We start from the raw sequence: 20,199 nt of genomic DNA, 5'->3' as shown, positions 1-20,199 counted from the left end.
ATCTTACTGAGTGCTGAATGCTGAGTAATCTTCATTTTACTCAGCAATTTTTATTTCTTACTTTTAATTACTACATTCAATTAGCCGCTAATTCTTGCAACTTATTTAACACTGCTTGGGCGTGACCTTTGGCTTTAACATTTGGCCAAGTATAGGCAATTATGTGATCAGGTGAAATTAGGAAAGTGGAACGTGCTACACCCATATATTCTTTGCCCATAAACTTCTTTAAACGCCAACCACCATAAGCTTCTATTAATTGATGTTCTGGATCACTTAATAGGGTAATAGACAAGTTATGTTTATCAATAAATTTGCAATGAGCTTTACCTGAATCTGGACTTACCCCTAAAATTTTTGCTCCAAGTTTGCTAAATTCCTGATGCAATGCTGTGAAATCGGTGGCTTCTGTAGTGCATCCAGGAGTATCATCTTTGGGGTAGAAATAAATCACAATCCACTGACTATTTAAATCATTAAGACTGACAAGATTGCCATTGTGGTCTGGGCTAGAAAAATCAGGTGCTGGTTGTCCAATTTGAGGAATGTCGCTCACAAAAATACTACTGTAATACGGCAATAGTAATTATAACTAAGAATTACTATTGCCTGCGGTATAGCTGCACTTAGAGCGTAGCGGGGGGGAGCATCGTTACGTAAAGCCTGCGGCATAGCTACGCTTAGAGCGGAGCGGGACGTTAGTCCATTACGAATTAATATTATTCCTGATTACCACTGCGTTGTGCTTGAGAAGTTTCATCAATTTCAAATGTCCCTCGCACATTACCTGTTAAATCAGAGTTTTCAACTGTACCTACACCTTGATTATGGATATATATAGCATATTCTTGATTCCGATTAATTTTGCAATCTCTAATTACAATATTGCTACCATTTCTAATTTCTACACCAGATAAAGTATTGTTGAATATATTACATTCTTTAATTGTTCCTCGACCCTGATTATCTACTAAGACACCGCCACCTTTACCATCCCGAATTTCACATTTTTCGACAGAAGGATTGCCATTTTTACGAATTTCTATACCTGCACCTAGTGTAGTGCTAAAAATTTCGCAATTGCTGATATTTCCTCGACCATCTTTATCGATGAGAATACCACCATCGCGGATTCTGCAACGCTGAACTGTAGGATTTCCACCTTCTTGGATAGTGACACCTGATAAAGTAGAATTAAAAATATAACAATCTTCTATTGTTCCTTGACCGCTATCATAAACAAACACACCACTAGCTTTACTGTCATGAATTTCACAGTTACGAATAATAGGGTTAGCAGTGGAATTATGAATGGCTACACAAGCCAAAGAATCAGAACTAATATTGCAATTTTCTAAAACTAGTTCTCCTTGAGGAATATCCACAGCGTAGAATTTTTTGTTATTCTTACCAGCCGTACAGCGCAGCGTCAAACCACTAACCTTAGCATGGTCAGATTTCATAATAATGCAATCTGAATTTTGACTTTCAATTACAATATCTGCCGTAGACCCATCACCAATAATTTCTAGTGGTTTGTTAATCACCACACCTTCTAAATATAATCCTGGTTGTACAACAATACGCGTGTTTGGTTGAGCATTTTCAATGGCTTCAGCAATAGTTTTATAGTCACTGCCTGCTAACTTAGAAACAGTAATAGTTGATTTATTTTTAGGAAATACTGTATATAAAAGTGCTGAACCTACTAATCCAATTCCACCAAAGCCAAACACCTTTACTAAACGCCGCCTAGGGATTTTTGGGGGTTCAAAAATCACAGGTGGGTGTAAAGATTTTTCAATTTCTGCCAACTTTTGCAAAATTAGCTGAGTATTTTGAGGGCGTTGATTGGGTAAACGCGCCATCATTTGGTCTAGTAAATCTGCAAACTGCGGCAAGATAGTTGTATGTTCACGCCAGCGTAATTCATCGCTGTAACCGTCATAAATTAGTGAGTCAGTTGGTTCTTTTCCAGTTAGCAAATAAACAAAAGTCCGACCTAAAGCAAAAAAATCCGACTGCTGCACAGCCTGACCATTAATTTGCTCTGAGGGGGTGTAACCTGCGGAAACTACGCCTGTAACTTGTCCGATAGATTGCTTGGCGATGTAGGTTTGGGTAATTGACCTAGCTGTACCAAAGTCAATTAATGCTAGACGACCATCTGCCCGTAGCATAATGTTAGATGGTTTAATATCTCGGTGAAATAAACCCTGTTGATGAACTTGCTGAAGAATTGTGACTGCTTCTTTGAGCCATTGGAGGGCTAATTTCTGGTCAATGGGTCGATATTCTCTTTGGGTTAAGTATGCGCCTAAATCTAATCCTTCGATTTTCTCCATTACTAGGCAGTGTAATGGCTCTTGGCTATTCCTAGAAAAATAGATAAAGTAGCCATTCGCCTCAACTTTAGGAATACCAGGATGATTGAGGTGAGTTAAAACCTGTGCTTCCCTTTGAAATAGCTCGATCGCTTTCGGGTGATTATTGGTTAAAATCTTGAGGACTTTAGTTGTTTGAGTGCGTGCGTCATAGACTACAAAAGTCTTACCAAAGCCACCACCGCCCAGAAAACTCACTACTCGATAATATCCTTCTAGGAGCAACTCTGAACCACAAGCTTGACAAAATAGGATATTGTCAGGATTCTCTGGATTGGTGCATCGGGGGTTTATGCAGAGGCTCATGGCTTCGGCAGGTAACGTTTTTATCTGATTAGTTTAGCTTTTATGACGTACTTCACAGATAAAGTTTGTATTAAAAGTCAAAAGTTACATTTCTATAGGAATCCGATTTTATTTTTGTTGGCGTAGCTTGCGCTTAAAAATCTCAGTATGTGTAGAGTGGTGATGCCAAGTAATTAATCCTCTGCAAGAAGTTGGTAGCTAATTTGCTGAAATTGTTCAAGTTCCAAACGATTGTTTTGACAAGGAACTTCTTGAGTATCTACCCAAACTTTCTGCACGTTTGAACCGTGAAAGTAGAGTTGAACTTTTTGATCAGGGAAAGGGTAATTTCCTTGCTTTCTCCAGGTAAGTTGTAAACTATTATCGTGCCGTTGCAGATAAAATTCATCTAATCGCCAAGCACCATAGCCATCACCAGCGTCACTATATACTCTACCCCCACCAACTCCAGTTACAGGGGGATAAATATGCAGGACGAGTTGTTGATTTTCTGCCATTGGTAACACACTACCCGCCTTGATAAATACAGGGATTTGTTCTATGGGTGCGGCGATGTCAATTTGATTTCCCCCTGCTAATAAGGCATCATCCCAAAAATGATACCAATGTCCTTGAGGTAAAATGATTGAGCGTGAAGTTGCACCTTCCTCGACAATGGGAGCAACTAACAGCGCATTACCCAAGTAAAAAGCATCTTCCACATCCCAAAGTTGGGGGTTATTGCTGTCAGACCAAAATAAGGGACGCACCAGGGGATGACCGGTTTGGTTGGTTTCCCAAGTTAAGGTATAAAGATAGGGTATGAGGCGATCGCGCAACCATAAAAAATCTCTGGCTATACTCAGCGTTGGTTCGCCAAAACTCCAAGGTGTACGGGGTTTGACGTTATTGGCACTATGGGTACGAAAAAATGGTAAAAAACATGACATCTGAAACCAACGCAAGTATAGTTCTGCGCTAGGATCGCCCTTAAATCCTCCTATATCAGCACCACTGTAAGGAATACCTGATAGTCCTAAATTTAAAACTGTGGCAATTGTTACACGTAGTCCTGACCAACTGGTTTCTATATCTCCTGTCCAAGTCCAGGCGTAACGTTGTAAACCTGCCCAACCTGCACGGGAGACAATGAAAGGACGATGTTCTGGTTTGTACTCTTTTAAAGCCTCATAGGCAGCCTCAGCTTGCAGTAACCCATATACATTATGCGCCTCCAAATGATTGCCGCCTCTACCTTCCAGAAAATGCCGGGTAGAATGTGGCGGTAAGGAAGGGTCTCCCCAGAGGACAAATATCCCCGGTTCATTCATGTCATGCCAAAAACCAGTAAAGCCTAAATCGAGGAGATATTCATACTGACGACTCCACCAGTGACGCGCTTGGGGGTTGGTAAAATCGGGAAAAGCACACAATCCAGGCCAGACAGGGGCAATGATTAGTTTACCATTGGTTGATTTACAAAATACTTCTTGCGATCGCCCTTCTTCAAATAATTCACTTCTACGGTCAGCTTTCACGCCAGGATTAATGATCGCAATTAAATGCACTCCCCGCTCTACTAATTCTTGGTTAAAATCAGTTAACTTGGGAAAGCGATCAGGATCAATGGTAAAGGCGCGAAATCCTTCTTGGCAGTCAATATCTAAATGAATAGCAGTGAGGGGTAAATTATGTGTCTTAAATCCCTCAGCAACTTCTCGGACTGCTTGTTCTGTTTCGTAACCCCAGCGTGATTGATGATAGCCCAATACCCAACGGGGTGGTAAAGCCGGACGACCAGTTAATTGTGTGTAGCGGTCTAATAGTTGCGCTGGCGAACCGATACTAAAGTAATACCGCAATGCTCCCCCTTCAAAGTCGGCGGCGGCGAAACCGTTGAAGCTAAATGTCGCTTTATAACTATTTTCGTAGAAAATCAAGTAACTACCAAACTCATGTAAACCTATGTAGAGGGGAATGCACAGATATAGGGGGTCTGTGCCTATTCCATATCTACCCCCAGCATCATAGTTCCACATCAGGTAGCTTTGGGGTGTACGCAGGTTGAGGGGTGCAGCGCGTTCACCTAATCCATAGATATGTTCTTCAGAACGAAGTTTGGCTTGATGTAACCAACCAGCAGTTTTAAGTTGGGGAGGTAGTTCTTCGCGGATTATTTCGCTTTGGTGATTTTGCCAGGTAAGGCTACCATCGATGTTAACAATGGCTCGTAATGCTGGACTAGTTATAATCCAGCGATCGCTCATTGACTGAAATTCTACCTTGATTTCCGGCCAATCTTGACCAGCCATAGCATAAGGAATTGGTTCTACTCCAGGTTGCCAATTCACACGCACAAAGTCAGCAGCCAAAAAGCAGATTTCTAGTTCTACCTTTTCAAAATAAAATTTTGCCCCTCCCGGTATAGTTTCAGCCTTAAAGATATTACCAATTTCTGCAAACACCTGTTGGGAAAGGAGAAACTGCCTCTCTAATAAGTCCCGTTTCATCGGATAGAATAGCGACCCCAAAAAGCGGCGCAGTTTAATCGGGCGGAAGTTCAGTAGAAGTTTTTTCCAGAATTCCATATCTTTCTTGCCACCTGTCACCCGTGTTTCTTGAAAGATTTTTACCTTTATTGTGGAATCGCGGAGGGATAAACTTCCGTCGCCACTAATACAGGTTTGTTACGGTACTCGGCTTCTAGCTGTTTGCGTAAATCCAAGTCCCAAGTGAGGTTATATTCCCTCTCTAATTCAGCAACGATAAAGGGACGTAGCACACCTGTGACAGCTACCTTTTCACCTTCATTAACCGTTGGTGTTGGCTTTGCGTTTAATACCAACAAATCTTGGCTACCTAACAACTTATCTTCATCTAAGGTAAATGAAGTTTGATTTCTGATATTTTCCACTTCCCCTGTTACTGCTATTTCTTTGCCATAGTACGGAGTGGGGTTAGTAGTTATATCACCTGGTTGGGGTGCTAGTGCTAAGGATTGGGCAATAATTACAGGTCGATTTTCGTAATCTCCATACAAATCTGACTGTAAGTCTAATTTGTAATCGCGATTAATATCTGACAGAGCAAATCGGCGAACTTGTCCCGTGACTTGAATTGGGATATTCTGCACTTCTGGCAGATTAAAAGCTTCACCTGTGGCATTAACAACTAGAATAGTTTGACTGCCAAATAATTCGGGATCTGTAACTGTAAAGCTTGTGGGACTAATTAATCTAAGCGGTTGACTTCTAATAGTCACAGTTTGACCAATTAGTTGGTCAGTTCTCTCTTTGACTTCCTCACTCACAACATTTCCTGGTGGAATGGGAGCGGTTACTTGTGGTGTTTCATAGGTGCAAGCAGAAAGTAATACAGCCATGATTGTTGAAGCGATCGCCATGCGCCTTTGGTGTTTCTGTTGAGTAATTTGACCATAGTATCTAGTGTTATTTATCTCAAAATTCACTATGGATTGTCTCCTAACTTGTTTGAACAATGCAGAAAAAATTAATTAAAAATTAAGTAGATTAATAAATATGCAATAGTTATGCTAAGTATTCTAATAAAAAATGCTTGTATTTTCTTCTACCTTTTGATAAATTAATTGGGTCTAATCATGTATATATTTATAGGTAACTAAATATATACAAAGATAGATATCACCTCTAAATCCTCATGTGGAGACTACTATTTACAAAAAGTAATTACGAATTACGAATTACTTTCTGGTTGCTCTAGCACAATCACATCTACTAGAGGCGTGAAGTTAAAGTCTTCTTGAAGTAATCTTTTTTGAATAGCTTGGGTAAGTCGAGAACGAATAGCCGCAGCAGGTTCTGTAACTCCTTGTCTACGTTGCACATAAACAACGCAAAGTAATGTATCTTGACCTTTGATATTAGGGCGAGTGAAGCGAACATTAGATTCAACTAATTGAGCTACATTTATCTGCTTGACTACTTCTTGCAGTTCAGAATTAGCTCTTTGAGCAATAGTAGAGCGTTGCAAACTGGGAGAATTAATAAACTGTACAGTCAAAAGAACACAAAGCGCAATAATAGTGACTATTAAACCACTACGAAATATATTTTTGTTGCCACGTTGGTAGCGGCTTCCTTGAGTAGACAACCCAAACATTCTAAATAACAGAGAAGCTGATAAATTAATGCCACATAGTTGCAGAAATAACAAAAACATGGAATCAGTCACCATGTCCCAGCGACCAATCGCACTAGCCATACCCACAATTCCTGTTGGTGGCGCGAGGGAAGCAGCAACTAACATACCTGTTGCCGCCCCTGATACCAAGCTATTTTGCTCAGACTGTACCAAGTTCAACGCTCCGGCTGCACCAGCTGCTAATGGTAGAAATACAGCCACGGCTGAAAGCTGACTACGTTCAATCATCAGACTAGTCGCAATTTCTTGTTGCAGAATTAGGCTAAGTAACCAAGTAGTCAAAATGGTGACGGCTAAGGCGGAAAAATAACGCACAAGACTACGCCAGAGTAATTGCCAATCACCCCGCGCGGTAGCAATAGCTGTATTCATGGCGGGGCCAGCAAACGGAGCAATCAGCATGGCGGCTACCAGCAAGAACACTGTATTGGTATACAAGCCAATCCAAACTACTATCCCGGCTACTACTGCATAACCGAGAAAACCCTGCCAAGAGCCAACACTTTGTAAACCAGCTAGAAAAACTTCTATGGAGCTGCGTGCTTCTACATCTTTGACTTGTTGGGGTGCTTCTGATGCAGGTGGACGCAGAGGCATCACTCCAGAAGGAAGGAGCGTAATATGTACTTTAGGAAGGTTTTGCAACTTAGCAAACAGCTCATCTACTCGGCGATTGGAAACATGAACCATCACCACATCAATGGGTTCTTCACTGTTATTGCCTGCAAATTGTGCGAGGTTCTGTCCCTCCAGAGATTGAGCAATGTCCAGAACATCACCACCAAATCCCCGTGGCACTTGGATAATTAGTTGTCGCATATATCCTCCTGTACCTAACGCTCTCACATTGTTTGTGCGATCGCTCTCTAGCTAGGGAAGTATTTTTTATTAAATTAGCCAATGAATTTCAATTGACTTTATATGGTTACAGTAGAAAAAATTACTTTCGCAATTATTCCTAAAGGTGAATACTTTTGTCCTAAAAATCTCTCTTGGTGAAGCTTTTTCATAAAGCAATAAACAGTAATATTTAACTGCTCAAGTCAGCACAATCGCTTAGTTTATTACATTAGATTAGGGAGACGTAATTGTGCATTTTGGTCAATGGATTGGAATATTTCTATTCATTATATCTTTTTATATCATTTGGCAAATTCGCCAAATACTTTTAATAGTATTTGCTTCTATAGTTTTAGCAACAATTTTAAATAATTTTGTTACCTTTTTACAAAGACTCCGGGTAAAAAGGAGTATTGCTATATTCATAACAATTAGTCTTTTATTATTTATCATATTTGGCTTTTTTATTATCATCGTACCTCAGATTATTGAGCAATTACAACAATTGAGCAACCTGATACCAATGGCATTAGATAGAATCAGGTTGTGGAATAATTGGTTAATCAAAGTCATTCCCAATGATGTATTAGAGAATATTCGTAATTTGAGATATCTGACTCAAAATTTACAGCTTTGGTTAAATCGGCTATTTAATAACTTTTTCTTTTTAATCAGTAGTTCCCTGACTATTATTTTAGGATTGCTGCTGTTACTTGCATTAACTGTCATGCTAATGGCACATCCTAAGCATTATCGTAGAGGTTTTATATTATTATTTCCTGCATTTTATCGTCAGCGAATTAATATTATTTTAAATAAATGTGCAACATCTTTAACTGGTTGGATAAAAGGCACATTATTGACTATGTTGCTAATTAGTATTTTGAGCTATATTGGATTGTCAATTTTGGGTGTACCACTAGCATTAATTAATGCTATTTTGGCAGGATTATTAGAGTTTATCCCCAATGTTGGCCCTACATTGAGTGTGTTTCCGCCTGCTTTGCTAGCTTTAGCTGATTCTCCTTGGAAAGCCGTTGCAGTAGTAGTTTTATATTTTATTATTCAGCAAGTTGAAAGTCTGATTATAGTGCCTTGGGTAATGAAAACTCAAGTATCACTCCTACCCGCAGTTACTTTATTATCTGTAGTTATTTTTGGGACATTTTTCGGCTTTTTAGGTGTATTTTTGGCTGTGCCGTTGGTGATTGTTTTACAAATTTGGATACAGGAAGTTTTAGTGAAAGATATACTAAATAATTGGAAAAATCATAGTAGCTAGAACTTCTACGCGGAAGTTGAAAGTCATTTTATTTTTAAAACCCCGGTTTCTCCAAGAAACCGGGGTTTGTAGCTACTTTTGGCAATTGAAATTATCTTAAACGATCGCGCTTATCAATAATTTCCACTGCATCGCTGTCGGGTACTGTTCCAGGATATGTGTCTATATCTCGCTGAGTAGCTGTAGGTGCTACTTCGGTGCTATAACCACGAGTATCGCTGATGTTGTGTACTTGCCAATTGCGAATACCGCGATCTCTTAAAATTCTCTCAGCGTGTTCAACTTCTGCTTCTGTACCTTCGATAATGACTAAGTATTCACCTTGAGAAACGCGATCGCTATAATTTCTTGCGTCTTCTTCCGGGATACCCATGCCAGTCAATGCTCCCACAATACCACCGGCGGCTGCACCAATACCAGCACCAGCTAAGGTAGTGGCGATTGTCCCGGCGGCGAGAAACGGCCCTACTCCTGGGATTAATAAAGCTTCCAAACCAACGAGTAATCCACCAAGTCCACCCAAGACCGCTCCTGTCGTTGCACCAATACCAGCACCTTCTTGAGCCTCTGTATCACCACGATCTCTGACTTCAGCACCAGCTATTTGCTCGTTGCGATCGGTATTTTTTGCCAGGATAGAAACCCGATCCATTGAAAAACCAGAGTTTTTTAATTCGTGTAACGCTCGTTCCGCTTCTTGTTTGTTTCTAAATGTGCCAATTGCACGTTGATATTGTCGAGATTGTTGAGATACCATTTTGCTACTTGATATTAATTCTACTCTCCAGTCTCGCTGTTGCTACTCATCTCTTCATCAATCTATGGGTTTAGCTAACACTATATCTTTGGTTAAAAAAATTGCTTGTTCAGAGGAGGTTTAAAAAGTTTTTAGTGATGTATCAAATACTTCCAGATCCCCAAAAAGGGGGACTTTGAATCTATTCCCCCCTTTGGGGGTTAGGGGGTATCGATAAATACTTAAAATCACAGCCAACCACTTTCCAAACAACTTATCAACAAAAAATTGTAGCGTGGGTAGAACGATACTTGCAGCGGGTTGCGTCTACGCGACACCAAACACCAAGATAAATGTTGGGTTACGCTTTGCTTCACCAAACTACATCTACATCTGACAGCGAATTCAAATAAGAATTAACATAGCCAAGTCAGGAATTAACATTGCCGTCACGGCATCAACATAGCTGAGTGAGGAATTAACATTACCATCGTGGGATTAACATAGCCGAGTGAGGAATTAAGATTACCGTCGTGGTATTAATATAGCCAAGTGAGGAATTAAGATTACCATCACGGCATTAACATTGTAAATGAGTAACTTATGCAGCGTGAATTTGCTAGTCGAGATGAATTAATAACTTATCTACGGGAACAATTCCCCCAAGCCGCAGAACGTGATGATCATGTTAGCAACACGTTGGGAGGAAGGAAAGCAGCCGAACAAGCCTTACAAAAAATCACCCCAGCATCCTACGCCAAAACACGCAATTTTTTAACAGGCGATGTAACCAAACTTTCGCCCTACATTCGTTATGGCGTTTTAAGCCTGCGAGAAATTCGTGATTATGTACTTAATAACATCCAACACCGTGATGATGCAACCAAACTGATTAACGAGTTGGGTTGGCGAGACTATTGGCAAAGATTATATGTCAAGCTAGGAAATAACATTTGGCAAGACCAAGAAGAATACAAAACCGGCTACACCATAGCCGAATACGCAGTAGAGTTACCCCAAAATATCAAAGAAGGTACTACAGGCTTAGTTTGCATAGACAACTTCAGCCAAGAACTACGAGAGACTGGCTACCTACATAACCATATGCGGATGTGGTTAGCAGCTTACGTTGTCCATTGGCGGCGCATTCGTTGGCAAGCAGGTGCAAAATGGTTTCTAGAACACCTATTAGACGGTGATCCTGCTAGTAATAATATGTCTTGGCAGTGGGTAGTTAGCACCTTCAGTCATAAACCTTATTTTTTCAACCGTGAAAACTTAGAACGCTACACCAAAGGAGTGTATTGTCAAAAATGTCCCCTCTACGGTCATTGTGATTTTGAAGGTAGCTATGAAGAATTAGAACAGCGACTTTTTCCCAAAGGCGAATTTACCAAAAAACCCAATAGTCAAAGTTGGCAAAAGGGCAGGAAGTAGGGAATAGGTGACAGGTGACAGGTGACAGGTGACAGAAAAATAATAACTAATGACTAAAATTATTTGGATACATGGTGACTGTTTAAGTCCTGAAAACCCTGCTTTACAAGCATACCCGGATGCGCCGGCTATTTGGGTTTGGGATGATGCTTTAATAGAAGAATGGCAACTCAGCCTCAAACGGCTGACTTTTATTTATGAATGCTTGCTAGAGTTACCTGTTAAAATTCGTCGCGGTAATGTGGCGCAAGAAATTTTAGCTTTTGCTCAAGAACATAATGCTGAATTGGTAGCGACAACCGATAGCCCTAGTCCTCGGTTTAATGATATCTGCGATGAAATTGAGCGTTCTTTAAACCTAGAGGTGTTTGAAGTTGAACCATTCTTTGATTACGATGGGCATATTGACCTCAAGCGATTCTCCCGCTATTGGAAGGTAGCGGAAAAGTATGTTTTTGAATAAGCAACAACTTTCTGTAATTGATTTCTTAGTCAGGACTACCCTACGGGAACGCTGCGCGAATAGCCATTTTTTGTATATGATGCTTGCTTACCGGAAGACAGGACTAAAGTTCTTACTACAAACCTTTAATTATATGATTAATAATGCTTTTAATGTATCTGCATAAGTTTTTCACCGCACCAATTAATCCTGCTTCTACTTCTGGTGATAAATGCCATTGGAGATTGATTTTATTGCCTTTAACTCTGAGTTTAGGATTTTCTTTATTTTATGGCATTTTGGGACTACAAAGAGCCTTCAAAACTGAGTATGTTGCTCAAGATGATGCACGAGAATATGTATTTTGGATGCAACAGTTTGTAGATCCAGAATTATTTCACAATGATTTGATCGCAGATTATTTTCAATCGATTACACCATTAGGATATGCCACTTTATATAAACTGATGGCTAATTTAGGCATCAATCCACTTTTGCTAAGTAAAATTCTACCCATCTTTTTGGGCTTGATTGTTACTATGTATTGTTTTTATTTATCTCTAAAAATTTTTCCAGTACCAGGGGCTGCATTTATTACTACCTTATTGCTCAACCAAAGTCTCTGGTTTCAATCTGACTTAGTTTCTGCCACACCTAGGTCTTTTGTATATCCGTTGCTTTTGGCATTTTTCTATTATCTAATTAGGAGTTCTTGGTTAATTATTTGCCTGATTATTATGCTGTCTGGATTATTTTATCCTCCCCTATTATTTATTTGTCTAGGCATTTTATTTATTCGGTTACGACATAATTATTTTTTGCTAGTTGCTATTGCGGTATTAGCATTTCTAGTGATGTTACCCTATATTTTAGCTTCATCTGAGTTTAGCCCCGTTGTCACTGCTACTCAAGCTTGGATGATGCCAGAACTGTGGACAGAAGGACGACATCCTTTTTTTGACTATAATTCTGCGAAATTTTGGTTGATTGGACAACATAGTGGAATCTTGCCCCCATTAATGCCTCCTCTGATTTGGATGGGGTTGTTCTTTCCAATGGTGCAACGAAAACTTGACAAGTTTCCTCTCGTCAGAATTGTTAATACTGAAGTCAAAATATTGCTACAGATTATTATCGTATCGTTGATATTGTTTTTTGCTGCCCATGCTTTCCTGCTCAAGTTGTTTTTTCCTACTCGCTACACAGTGCATACTTTGCGAATAGTGATGGCTATTGCCGCAGGTATTACCTTAACTGTTATCTTTGATTGGTTATTCCAGACTTATCGGAAAAAACGCCAACTTTGGCAACCGGCATTAGCCGTGACTTTAGTAATTGTTCTGTTGTTGTACCCTAACTTTTCGGGACGCTTTCCTACTAGCGATTATAGGCAATCTACAGCATCAGTATTGTACAAATTTTTACAACAGCAACCCAAAGATAGTCTAGTTGCTACTCTTGCAGATGAGGCAGATAACATTCCAACTTTTGCTCAAAGACCTATTTTGGTGGGTAGAGAATATGCTTTGCCTTTCCATTTAGGTTACTACTCTCAGATTCGCCAACGCACTATTGATTTGATTCATGCCCAATATAGCCAGAATTTAACACCAGCAAAACAACTAATTCAAAAATATGGAGTCGATTTCTGGCTGGTAGAAAGTACATCCTTTAAAGTTGAGTATCTCACGAGTAAAACTTGGTTGAAAAGTTTTCAGCCAGTCTTTACTGAGGCTGTTAGCAATTTGTCTAAGAATACTACTCCAGCGTTAGCAAGATTAACAAAGTATTGTTCTGCTTTAGAGACGGGAAATTTTACGCTGTTAAAGGCAGACTGTATTATTGATACCAAGTTGCAATCATAGCTAGTATTTCTACTTTGTTGTATTCTTTATCAGTGTAGGGGTGTAAGGGTTGATGAAACTATGATTCGTCCGTTAGTTTTACAGTCATCACTGATTACTTTATTAAAAACCTACACTGCCAAAACTAAAATTTTTGAATGCAATTAGGTATGAATAGCAAATATCACCCAAATAATTGCAGAATAAATGCAGTTTGTCTGGTGACTACCGAGAAATGTTGACTACACTTGCTGACGCACAAAATTTACTTTTTGACCTCATCGCCCGCTACTCATCCCGTGTAGATTATTTGATGATTCGCTTAGAAGAATCAGAAGGGACAGATATCTTGTTACGTGGCGACAAGGTGGAAACCCTTAGTGAAGGAATCTCTAGTGGTGGACATATCCGCGCTTGTTATAAAGGTGGCTGGGGGTTAAGCAGTTTTAATCAGCTTTCTACTATTAAGGAACGCATTGAGGAAGCAGTGGCTGCTGCACGGATGGTAGGTGATGAAGAAACTTTACTTGCTTCTATTGACCCGGTGCAAGCAGTATGCACTCTACCATTGACAGGGAAAGATCCGCGTCAAGTAACCCTCTCGCAGAAAAAGGCATTGTGCGATCGCTATACTGAACTATTAAAGGCTGAAGATTATCGCATCACTACTACCTCGGTTCGTTATAGCGATAGTTCCCAAAGAATTATCCTTGCTACCTCAGAAGGGACTCTCATCAATCAATCTTGGGTAGACATGGAAATGCGCTTTGCAGCCACCGCCAGAAATGGCGAAACTGTCCAAACTGGGAGGGAAACTACAGGTTCTCGCAAAGCTTACGAAGATTTAATGAATCTGGATGAACAGGTAAAAAGTGCGTCACAAAGGGCTGTTGCTGCCTTATCTTTACCGACAGTCAAGGGAAATACCTACACTGTAGTGATTGACCCTATTCTGACGGGCTTATTTGTTCACGAAGCTTTTGGGCATCTTTCGGAAGCTGATATGGCTTACGAAAACCCCGATTTACTGGAAGTCATGACCATCGGACGGCAATTTGGCCCGGAAGAACTACAAATTTTTGATGGTGCAGCCCCAGAAGGTCATCGCGGTAGCTATTTTTATGATGATGAAGGGACACCAGCCACTACTACTCAACTGATTAAAGATGGTATTTTAGTTGGTCGTTTACATTCCCGTGAAACCGCAGGCAAGTTAGAGGAAAGCCCAACAGGTAACGCTCGCTGTCTCAATTATCACTATAACCCGATTGTCCGCATGACTAATACTTGGATTGAACGGGGTAAAACCCCAGTTGCAGATTTATTTACGGGTATTAAAGAAGGAGTATACGCCCGCAATTGGCTGGGTGGAATGACGAATGGAGAAATGTTCACCTTTAGCGCGGGGGAGGCATGGATGATTAGAAATGGTGAGATTGCTGAACCAGTCAAAGATGTGACGCTTTCGGGTAATGTTTTTCAAACTTTGGCAGATATTGAAGCTATTGGCGATGATTTCTACTGGGATGAATCCGGCGGTTGTGGCAAAGGTGGGCAAAATGGTTTACCTGTAGGTTGTGGTGGCCCTAGTTTACGAATTCGAGATGTAGTAGTGGGGGGAGATATTTAATTCGTAATTCGTAATGGACTGCGTCCCGCTACGCTCTAAGCGCAGCTATGCCGCAGGCTTTACGTAATTCGTAATTACAGTAATTTTTGGTGGGCTTTGCCCACCAAGACCTAGATGTAGTTCCTATGTGTATTCCAAAAAATCTGATTTTTATAGATAGATAGTAATCAGCACTAACAAGCAATGTTTAAAGCAATTATTATTTTTCTAATTATTGGGTTGATTATTGCTGTCATTTTTCTCAGTCCCGTTTTGAAGAGAAAACGCAGAAGCCGTATGCAAAAGCGGATGTTTCCTGCTTTGTGGAATGCGATCGCTGAAAATAATTTACCTATTTATCTACGCCTCTCTCCGGCAGAACGGCGACGACTTCAGGGACATATGCAAGTTTTCTTAGCAGAAAAAGAATTCATTGGTTGTGGAGGATTACAGGTAACGGAAGAGATGAAAATCACTATTGCTGCTGTTGCCTGTTTACTACTACTGAATGAGCGCGGTGAATACTTTCCTAAATTGCGTTCAATTTTGATTTATCCTGGTACATATTTTGTTAATCAAACTGTTGCTATTGATAATTATATTGTTGAAGAAAGACGTGATGCCAGATTAGGTGAATCATGGACTAAAGACCAATTGATATTATCTTGGCAGCAGGTACAAGGAGATATTCACAACTGGAGAGATGGACATAATGTTGTGCTGCATGAATTTGCTCATCAGTTAGATCAAGAAGATGGTAAAGCTGAAGGTGTGCCAATTTTGTCAGGTCAGTTAGATTATGGGATTTGGTCTAGGGTAATGACGGCAGAATATCAACAACTTTGTCATGATGTGCAGCAAGGTGTTGAGACTGTCATTGATAGTTATGGCGCAACAAATCCCGCAGAGTTTTTTGCGGTGTCAACTGAGACTTTCTTTGAAAAGCCACAGCAATTATTGCAACTACATCCAGCACTTTATGAGCTACTGAAAAAATACTACCAACTAGACCCTATGCAATGGATTTAAATATTAGGTTATATCTATTGCCATATTTGCATTTTCCAAGTTTTCTCCTCAAGATGGATGTAATTCAGAATGGCGATCGCTTAAAAATATTCTCTAGTAGTAAAAAACCTTAATCCATCAGCATTTGGTGACTGAAATTGGATGAACTTAATATTGTAGTTACAGCCATTGGTGCGATCGTTCTATTTCTGGGACTGTTATCTGACTATTTCCGCCGAAATTGGTGGACTAGCGACCCTTTAACAGCTCTCCTATTGGGATTATTGCTGGGGCCTATCGGTTTGGGATTAGTGAATCCCAATGGTTGGGGAATAGCACAAGAAAAACTGTTAGAGGAAGCTGCCCGTTTTACGCTAGCGATTGGCTTGATGGGGGTAGCCCTGCGACTGCCTAAAAATTATGTTTTCCGTAATTGGCAACCTTTGGCAATCCTTTTAGGATTGGTCATGCCCATGATGTGGGTAATCAGTGGTTTAATCGTCTATTGGATTTTAAAAATACCTTTTTGGGAGGCGATGTTAGTTGGGGCGACAATTACACCAACTGACCCCATTGTCTCAACTTCTATTGTTACAGGTGTTGTAGCTGAAGATAACCTTCCTGGACGTTTGCGACACATCATTTCGGCTGAGTCAGGTGCTAATGATGGCTTGGCTTATCCTTTTGTATTGTTGTGTATCCTGATGCTAAAGCCTTCTTCCGGTGATGTGCTATCTGACTGGTTGATTCATGTCGTTTTATGGGAAGTTGGGATGGCTGTTCTGTTTGGCATAGTGTTTGGTTACATCGCTGGTTATCTCTTAGAATGGGCTGAACGTAAAGGAACAATTGAACGGCAATCTTTTTTGAGTTACACAATTGCTCTGAGTTTGACAGTATTAGGTGCTGCCAAGTTACTAGGCTCAGATGGAATTCTGGCTGTATTTGTTTCTGGTTTGGCTTTTAGTCATGTTGTTAGCGGTAAAGAGAGAGCAGAGGAAGACAACATTCAAGAAGCAATTAACCGCTTTTTTACTTTACCGATTTTTATTTTGTTGGGCTTAACTATCCCTTGGCGGGAATGGTTAGCTTTGGGATGGTGGAATTTAGTTTTATTGGTAGTAGCCATATTGCTTTTACGAAGAATACCAGCAATTTTATTGCTCCATCGCTACATTCGTCCTATTCATAATCTTCAAGAAGATCTGTTTGTTGGCTGGTTTGGCCCTATTGGTGTGGCTGCTATTTTTTACGCTGGTTATTCTGTACAGCAAGTTAGAGTATACGAGGTTTGGTTAGTTTGCAGCCTGATGATTTGTGCTTCTATTCTTGCTCAAGGCTTAAGTGCGACTCCCTTAACCAAGCTCTATGGTGAATACATAAATCGAAAGCACCAGTCTCAAACTACCAATCAGTAACTACTTAACTTAACTGAGCTACGAGTTGATTTTCTAACAGCGTGTCATTGGTTAATAAATCCTCAACGGTGATTCTTAAAAACCTTTGTGTATCAACTTGAAACATAATCTTAATACGATCGCTCCCTGGAAAACCTGCGGGTGTGAGTTGAGCAATGGTTCTTGCGCCTGCTTGATCATTCAAGGGTTTGACGCTGGTGACACCACTATCCAGGCGGCGAGTAATTAAGCGATCGCCATCAAAATACACTTCTGTACCCCCTGTTTCCGCCCCTAGTTCCCCAATAATCAACTCTATGCTGGGTTGATTCTCTAGGGAAGCACCTAAGAATAACTCTACTGGCTGACTCATGGGGTAGCCTTGTCCAGCTTTAATAATGGGATGCCAACTATGGCGTTGGTTACGGCGATCCCAATAGCGTACACCATAACTATGGTAGAGAAAATCTTTGATTTCTACGCCTTGGGATAGTTGTAATGCGCCTTGGGCGATCGCTTCAAAGGGACGTTCGGAACGAATCTTTTCGGGTGCAAAATACTGCCTCACCCATGTCTGCACTGCTGGTAACTGCACAGTCCCACCCACTAACAAAACGGCGTTAATATCCGAGAGTTCAATTCCTTGGCGACGTGCTTGCTGCAATAGATTGGTCATTGACTCATCTAATTGCTCAAAAAAGGCGTGTTCTTTGAGGATATTTTCCAGGGTGTCGCGGTTTAATTCCAGTTCGTAGCTTTCAAAGGTTTCATCATCAAAATACACCTCGCTAGCTTGGTTTTGGCTGGATAGCTGAATTTTGACTTTCTCCGCTAGTCGCATGGTGAGGGGACTGACGGCTAATCCTTGGGTTTTGGCAAAATAATCTACTAACCAATTATCAATATCTGTACCGCCTAAATTCTGCCCAGCTTTAGCTAATACACGGGCGGTTTTGACTTTTTGTTTGGAGTCTTCCGCTAGGGATTTATTACCCCATTTGAGGAGAAAGCCTACGGGTTTGGTGTTGGCTTGGCTACTTTTATTTAATTGGACGAGGGATAAATCTAAAGTCCCGCCACCGAAATCAATGACTAAGAGATTTTCTTCTTCGGCTAAACCGTAGCCTAAAGCGGCGGCTGTGGGTTCGTCTAGCATCCGCACTTGTTCGACGGGGAGGGCTTGGCAAACTTTACCTAGCCAATAGCGATAGGCTTCAAAGCTATCTACTGGGACGGTTAAGACTAGGGAATCTAAGCCGCCTTCTTGGGGTGCGAGTTGTTGAATGACTTGGGTGAGAAACCATTGTCCTACTTGTTCAAAGGTGACGGTTTGTCCGTCTAGTTCTGGGAGGAAACCTTGGATATCTGAACCGATTCCTCGTTTGAAGCTGCGGAAAAATCGGGTGTCGCTTTTGAGGTCAAGACCGCGATCGCGTACTTGTTGCCCTACAATGATTTTACCTTGGTTGGCATCTTCAACGTACACTAGGCTGGGAATTAATGGGGGGTTGAGGCTTTGTTGAATTGATAAGCCTGAGAGGGTAAGGGTTTCGGGCTGTTGGGTGACGGGATTCCAACGAGCAATGACTGTGTTACTTGTACCAAAATCGATTGCGATCGCCATAGTCTTATGATTTTCTCACGCAGAGGCGCAGAGGCGCAGAGAGTGTTTGAGGTTGAAACTATTGTCCCATAAGCCACCATGAGCGCAAATGTGAAATTGCTACTTCTTTTTGTTTGGCTTCGATTTCTATCCAGGGGGCTTGGTGGTAAATGTTGGGCATGGCGGTGATTAAATCGCTGTGTTTTCTGTCGTTGAATGCTTGTTCACCGTTGGAAATGTGTACTAGTTGCCAGTCTGGTTGTGTCCAGGTTTCTCTAGCTGCGTCAAACATGGCATCTACACTGGGATGATTGTAGCTGTCTAGTTTTTCGTGGCAAATATGATGATGGGCATCAAATACCATCGGGATGTTAGCTTGTTGGCATACTGCTAAAATTTCGTCGGCACTGTAGGCATATTCGTCGTTTTCTAGTGTTAAACGGTTTTTGATGTTGGCTGGTAATTCGGAGATGACTTTGATTAGTTGTTCGCTACGTTGGGATTTGCCACCATGAATATTCATCAATGACCAAGGTGAACGAGGTAAGCCTAATAAATCTAGGGTTTGGGCGTGTCTGGCTAAGATTTTGATGCTGTTTTGGACTATTTCGGGAGAATCAGAACTCAGCACTACATATTGATCTGGGTGTAGTACCATTCTGATGTGCAAGGATTGGGCTTTTTGACCGATTTTCTCTAAATCAGCACTCATTGCTTCTAAAATATTTGCCCCAATTTCGTCTTCCATATCATTGAGGGGAAACAAGGCTGAAGACATTCGATATAGGCGAATCTTGTTCTCTTCACAAAAGGAAAGGGCATCATGCAACCGTTGCAAGTTATGTTGATAGATTTCTTTCAACGCAGTTTCACGCTGACTCAGGGATAGTTGTAAGTAGCGTGTGCGTGTCATTGTCCGAAAGCGAACTTTTTTATCCGCAGTAATACAAACTAGTCCTAATTCTGGCGTAGCATTTTTGTTTAACTTTGCTGTGTTAGGCAAATTATTTAACTGGGTTACAGGCATTGATTTATCTGTTATTTTTACCATCTTTTTATTTAACTGAATTTGTCTTGTCAGTGTGGAGTATCTCCAGCCTGATTTTGTCGGAATTTTGACAGTGTGAATTGACATCCTCCCCCGTTTTCT

15 protein-coding genes are annotated in these 20,199 nt (G+C 40.7%); 7 read left to right on the top strand and 8 right to left on the bottom strand.

Features of this window, described 5'->3' with window-relative positions; genetic code table 11:
- Positions 1-76: 76 nt before the first annotated feature.
- From bcp to VB693_RS07585, 5 genes are all read right to left on the bottom strand, one after another.
- Positions 77-556: a thioredoxin-dependent thiol peroxidase gene (gene bcp, locus VB693_RS07605; RefSeq protein WP_323265724.1), complete on the bottom strand. Its 480-nt coding sequence runs from the start codon at positions 554-556 to the stop codon at positions 77-79.
- A 163-nt stretch (positions 557-719) separates the two neighbouring features.
- The gene (locus VB693_RS07600; RefSeq protein ID WP_323265723.1) at positions 720-2,690 is read right to left on the bottom strand and encodes a right-handed parallel beta-helix repeat-containing protein; all 1,971 of its coding nucleotides are present in this window, start codon (positions 2,688-2,690) and stop codon (positions 720-722) included.
- Between the two features lie 173 nt (positions 2,691-2,863).
- Positions 2,864-5,257, bottom strand: coding sequence for a TIM-barrel domain-containing protein (locus VB693_RS07595; protein WP_323265831.1), 2,394 nt, complete (start codon positions 5,255-5,257; stop codon positions 2,864-2,866).
- 47 nt (positions 5,258-5,304) lie between these two features.
- A complete protein-coding gene (locus tag VB693_RS07590) occupies positions 5,305-6,138 on the bottom strand; it encodes a hypothetical protein (protein ID WP_416233374.1) in 834 nt (277 codons plus the stop codon).
- Between the two features lie 245 nt (positions 6,139-6,383).
- Complete coding sequence (locus VB693_RS07585) at positions 6,384-7,670, bottom strand: DUF389 domain-containing protein (protein WP_323265722.1); 1,287 nt, start codon at positions 7,668-7,670, stop codon at positions 6,384-6,386.
- A gap of 271 nt (positions 7,671-7,941) precedes the next feature.
- On the opposite strand from VB693_RS07585, the gene VB693_RS07580 reads away from it, so the two are divergent.
- On the top strand, positions 7,942-8,973 hold the full coding sequence (locus VB693_RS07580; protein ID WP_323265721.1) for an AI-2E family transporter: 1,032 nt from the start codon (positions 7,942-7,944) through the stop codon (positions 8,971-8,973).
- Between the two features lie 91 nt (positions 8,974-9,064).
- On the opposite strand, the gene VB693_RS07575 is transcribed toward VB693_RS07580, so the two are convergent.
- On the bottom strand, positions 9,065-9,730 hold the full coding sequence (locus VB693_RS07575) for a general stress protein (protein ID WP_323265720.1): 666 nt from the start codon (positions 9,728-9,730) through the stop codon (positions 9,065-9,067).
- 582 nt (positions 9,731-10,312) lie between these two features.
- Here VB693_RS07575 and VB693_RS07570 point away from each other — a divergent pair.
- The 6 genes from VB693_RS07570 (at position 10,313) to VB693_RS07545 (ending at position 17,467) form a co-directional block, all read left to right on the top strand.
- Positions 10,313-11,146: an FAD-binding domain-containing protein gene (locus VB693_RS07570; RefSeq protein WP_323265719.1), complete on the top strand. Its 834-nt coding sequence runs from the start codon at positions 10,313-10,315 to the stop codon at positions 11,144-11,146.
- A 49-nt stretch (positions 11,147-11,195) separates the two neighbouring features.
- Entirely contained in the window at positions 11,196-11,609 is a 414-nt protein-coding gene (locus VB693_RS07565; protein WP_323265718.1) for a hypothetical protein, read from the top strand.
- Positions 11,610-11,752: 143 nt separating this feature from the next.
- A complete protein-coding gene (locus tag VB693_RS07560) occupies positions 11,753-13,453 on the top strand; it encodes a hypothetical protein (protein ID WP_323265717.1) in 1,701 nt (566 codons plus the stop codon).
- Positions 13,454-13,667: 214 nt separating this feature from the next.
- Positions 13,668-15,062 (top strand): TldD/PmbA family protein, encoded by a 1,395-nt coding sequence (locus VB693_RS07555; RefSeq protein WP_323265716.1) that lies wholly within the window; start codon positions 13,668-13,670, stop codon positions 15,060-15,062.
- Between the two features lie 183 nt (positions 15,063-15,245).
- Positions 15,246-16,070, top strand: a complete 825-nt coding sequence (locus tag VB693_RS07550) for a M90 family metallopeptidase (protein ID WP_323265715.1) — start codon at positions 15,246-15,248, stop codon at positions 16,068-16,070.
- 137 nt (positions 16,071-16,207) lie between these two features.
- Positions 16,208-17,467, top strand: coding sequence for a cation:proton antiporter (locus VB693_RS07545; protein ID WP_323265714.1), 1,260 nt, complete (start codon positions 16,208-16,210; stop codon positions 17,465-17,467).
- A gap of 4 nt (positions 17,468-17,471) precedes the next feature.
- On the opposite strand, the gene VB693_RS07540 is transcribed toward VB693_RS07545, so the two are convergent.
- Positions 17,472-19,070: an Hsp70 family protein gene (locus tag VB693_RS07540; protein WP_323265713.1), complete on the bottom strand. Its 1,599-nt coding sequence runs from the start codon at positions 19,068-19,070 to the stop codon at positions 17,472-17,474.
- 58 nt (positions 19,071-19,128) lie between these two features.
- Positions 19,129-20,076 (bottom strand): UV DNA damage repair endonuclease UvsE, encoded by a 948-nt coding sequence (gene uvsE / locus VB693_RS07535; protein WP_323265829.1) that lies wholly within the window; start codon positions 20,074-20,076, stop codon positions 19,129-19,131.
- Positions 20,077-20,199: the final 123 nt, after the last annotated feature.

Source organism: Anabaena sp. UHCC 0399 (assembly GCF_034931465.1).
In the GTDB taxonomy this organism is placed as follows: domain Bacteria; phylum Cyanobacteriota; class Cyanobacteriia; order Cyanobacteriales; family Nostocaceae; genus Trichormus; species Trichormus minutissimus.
This window is presented reverse-complemented; position numbering and strand designations above follow the sequence as displayed.